Here is a 3,295-nt window from a genome sequence, read left to right as displayed (position 1 = left end):
GTGTGCACCCGCGCCCCCCCCGCCAGCCGGCGCGGGTGCACACCGCGTCGATGACGCGGCGCGCGCGGCCGGTGTCGAACGCCGCGCCGCGCTCCGGCGGGGGCAAGGTGCGCGGTTCGCCCAGCGTGCGGCGCAGCAGCTCGGGCAGGTCGCATCCCGCCGCCAGCGCCACTTCGTCCAGGAACCCCTGGAACGTGAACGCCATCGCATTGCTGGTCGGCGCCCGCAGCCAGCCGGTCGGCATGGTGGTGGGCATGTAGGTCGCGCCGTAATGGACCGCGGGCACCAGCTGCGCCGGGAATTCGAACGGCGACATTTCCGCAGCGATCGCCGGCTCGCCGTCATGGCCGAAACTGACGAAATGGTCGGTGATCGCGGCGATCGCGCCCTTCGCGTCCAGCCCCGCGGTCAGCCGGTGCCATCCCGCCGGACGATAGCAATCGTGCCGGATATCGTCGGTGCGGTCGTACAGCAGCTTCACCGGGCGCCCCGGCACCGCCTTCGCGATCAGCGCGGCCTGCACCATATAGTCGTTCATCAGCCGCCGGCCGAACCCGCCGCCGATCCGCGGCATGTGGATCGTGATCGCCTCCGGCGCGATGCCCAGCGCCCTGGCGGTCGCCTTTCGCCCCGCCGCCGGCGCCTGGCTGGGCGCCCACAGCTCCAGCTTGCCGTCCGCGAACAGCGCGGTGCAATTCTGCGGCTCCAGCGTGGCATGCGCCAGGAACGGATAGTCGTAGCGCGCGGTCACCACGCGGTGCGCGCCCTTCAGCGCGGCGGCAGCGTCCCCGATGCGGGCTAGGTCATGGCGCGGCTCGCCGTCCAGCAGCGTCGCGGCGGTGCGTTCGTAGCTGGCGGTGGCATGGTCGCCGCCCGCCGCCGGCGGCGCCCAGGCGATCGCCAGTTTCTGCCGCGCCTGCGCCGCGGTCCACCAGCTGTCGGCCACCACCGCGACCGCATCGTCGGCGCCGTTCGCGGCCGCCAGCCCGCTGTTCAGCCGTACCACCGCGACGACGCCGGGGATCGCGCGCACCGCGGCATCGTCCAGCGCCGTGATCGTGCCGCCGAACACCGGGCTGATCGCGATCGCGGCATGCACCATGTTCGGCAGGTCGGTGTCGATCCCGAACAAGGGCTTGCCCGCGACGATCGCCGGCGTATCGACGCCGGGCTGCGCGGTGCCGATGATGCGGAAATCGCGCGCCGCCTTCAGCGGGACGGTGGCCATGTCGGGGGCGGGCAGCGCCGCGGCGCGCACCGCGAACGCGGCATAGGGCGCACGCCGCCCGCTCGCCGCAGCCACCACATGCCCGCGCTCGGTCGTCAGCGTGGCGGCCTCCACGCCCCATTCGGCGGCGGCGGCGTTGAGGATCATCTGCCGCGCGGCGGCCCCGACGCGGCGCATCGGCAGCCAGTTGACCGGCGTGGCGCGGCTGCCCCCCGCGACCTGCGGGCCGTAGACCGCATCGTCCGCCAGCGTCTGCGCGATCCGCACCTGCGCCCAGTCGGCGTCCAGCTCCTCGGCGATCAGCATCGGCAACATCGTGCGGATGCCCTGCCCGATCTCCGGGTTCTTCGCCCCGATGGTGATCGCATTGTCGGGCGCGATCCGCACGAAGGCGTTGAGGACGCCGGGCGCCCCCTGCCCCGCGCCCTGCTCTGCCCCCTGCGCCGACAGCGGCACGCAGGCGTCGAACGCCAGCGCCGTTCCCCCCAGCAGCGACACCGTCAGGAACCCGCGCCGGTCCAGATGCACCCGCGTGCTCATGCCGCCTCCCCGGTCGCGGCCTTCGCGATGGCCGCGCGGATGCGCAGATAGGTGGCGCAGCGGCAGATGTTGCCGCTCATCGCGCCGTCGATCTGCTCGGGCGTCGGCGCCGGGATCTGCGTCAGCAGCGCGGTGGCGGACATGATCTGCCCGGCCTGGCAATAACCGCATTGCGGCACGTCCAGCGCCGCCCACGCCTCGCTCACCCGCCGTCCGACCGGGGTGGTGGCGACATGTTCGATCGTCGTCACCGCCTTGCCGGCGATCGAGCCGACCGGCGTCTGGCACGCGCGGATCGCGTCGCCGTCCATCATCACCGTGCACGCCCCGCACAGCCCCGCGCCGCACCCGAACTTGGTGCCCGGCAGCTTCATATCCTCGCGCAGCGCCCACAGCAGCGGCTTGTCGGGATCGACGTCGATCGTTCGCGGCATACCGTTGACCGTGATCGTCACCGACATCGGGACCCCCTGTTCCGGCATCGCGGACACGCCCCCCGGCCCCCGCCGATCGCTGCGATGCAAAAGAAATGCTGGACGTACTTCAAGATTTCGTCAAGCCGCGGATACTTGTGGTGCCGCGCGGCGGGGTCTAGGGAGGTCCGCCGTGCTCCGCACGTGTTTGAGTTTCCGGTATGAATTCCACGACGACGACGGCGCGCCCCGGCATCTACGCCCGCGGCACCGAAACGGTGGACACGATCCTGCGCGCCGCGCTGGACCTGCTGATCGACGAAGGCGCTACCGCCTTCACGATTCGTCGCATCGCCGCGCGCTGCGACATGAAGGTCGGCAACGTCAGCTATCATTTCCCGCGCAAGGAAATGCTGGTCCAGGTGATGCTGGACGAGCTGATCGACAGCTATTCACGGCTGCTGGACCAGACGGTGCGCATCCCCGCCGTCCCCGCGGAGGAGCAATTGCGGTTGCTGATCGTCCTGTGCCTGGACGATATCCGGGGCAAGCGCACGACGCGGCTGTTCTCCGAATTGTGGGCGCTGGCCAACCACAGCGATTTCGTCGCCGACCGGGTGCGCATCTTCTACCAGCGCGTGCACGATTACATCGGCGAATATGTCGCGCTGCTCAATCCCGCGCTGTCCCCGGACGAGGTGCACACCGTCGCGCTGTTCATCAGCGCCTCGATGGAGGGGACCACGCCGTTCGCTGGCTATGAGAAGCCCTGGGCGCACAAGATGCCCGCGCTCACCGCGCTGGCGGCAAAGTCGCTGGTGGAGCTTGCCAAGACGGTCACGTCGCGCGACATTGCCGGCCTGCCCGCGCGGCTCGACTGACGGCGGCGCGGCGGAACGACACATGGTGGGGCGTTGCGGGGGATGATCTGAACGGCGTGCGTCGCAAGGCGCGCATCGCTGTTGGGGTCCGCCGATGAACCACGCCACGTCCCGCGCGCCGCTGGGCGCGATCGCCGCCGCCGCGCTCGCCTGCCTGCAACCGGGGATCGACCCGGTGTTCCTGACCATCCTGTCGCAGGCCGGCGGGGTCGCCCCCGACGCGCACGGCTGGG

Annotated in this window: 3 protein-coding genes; 1 reads left to right on the top strand and 2 read right to left on the bottom strand. The window is 71.2% G+C overall.

Annotated features, from left to right (window positions below; all coding sequences use genetic code 11):
* Both AX685_RS20050 and AX685_RS20045 read right to left on the bottom strand, forming a co-directional pair.
* Positions 1 to 1,768 (bottom strand): xanthine dehydrogenase family protein molybdopterin-binding subunit (locus AX685_RS20050; RefSeq protein ID WP_066491975.1); only part of this gene is annotated, 1,768 nt, incomplete at its 3' end.
* Positions 1,765 to 2,229: a (2Fe-2S)-binding protein gene (locus AX685_RS20045; protein WP_066491977.1), complete on the bottom strand. Its 465-nt coding sequence runs from the start codon at positions 2,227 to 2,229 to the stop codon at positions 1,765 to 1,767. The genes AX685_RS20045 and AX685_RS20050, both read right to left, overlap by 4 nt.
* A gap of 173 nt (positions 2,230 to 2,402) precedes the next feature.
* Here AX685_RS20045 and AX685_RS20040 point away from each other — a divergent pair, with 173 nt between their 5' ends.
* A complete protein-coding gene (locus AX685_RS20040; RefSeq protein ID WP_066491971.1) occupies positions 2,403 to 3,062 on the top strand; it encodes a TetR/AcrR family transcriptional regulator in 660 nt (219 codons plus the stop codon).
* The last annotated feature ends 233 nt before the right edge of the window (positions 3,063 to 3,295 follow it).

Source organism: Sphingomonas sp. CCH9-F2 (assembly GCF_001556735.1).
GTDB lineage: Bacteria > Pseudomonadota > Alphaproteobacteria > Sphingomonadales > Sphingomonadaceae > Sphingomonas > Sphingomonas ginsenosidimutans.
Note: the sequence above shows the minus strand (reverse complement) of the source record. Positions and strands in the feature narration are given on the sequence as shown.

Coding starts and splice junctions, on each gene's coding strand:
- AX685_RS20045 (WP_066491977.1), bottom strand. CDS start 2,229: ATGTCGGTGACGATCACGGTCAACGGTATGCCGCGAACGATCGACGTC.
- AX685_RS20040 (WP_066491971.1), top strand. CDS start 2,403: ATGAATTCCACGACGACGACGGCGCGCCCCGGCATCTACGCCCGCGGC.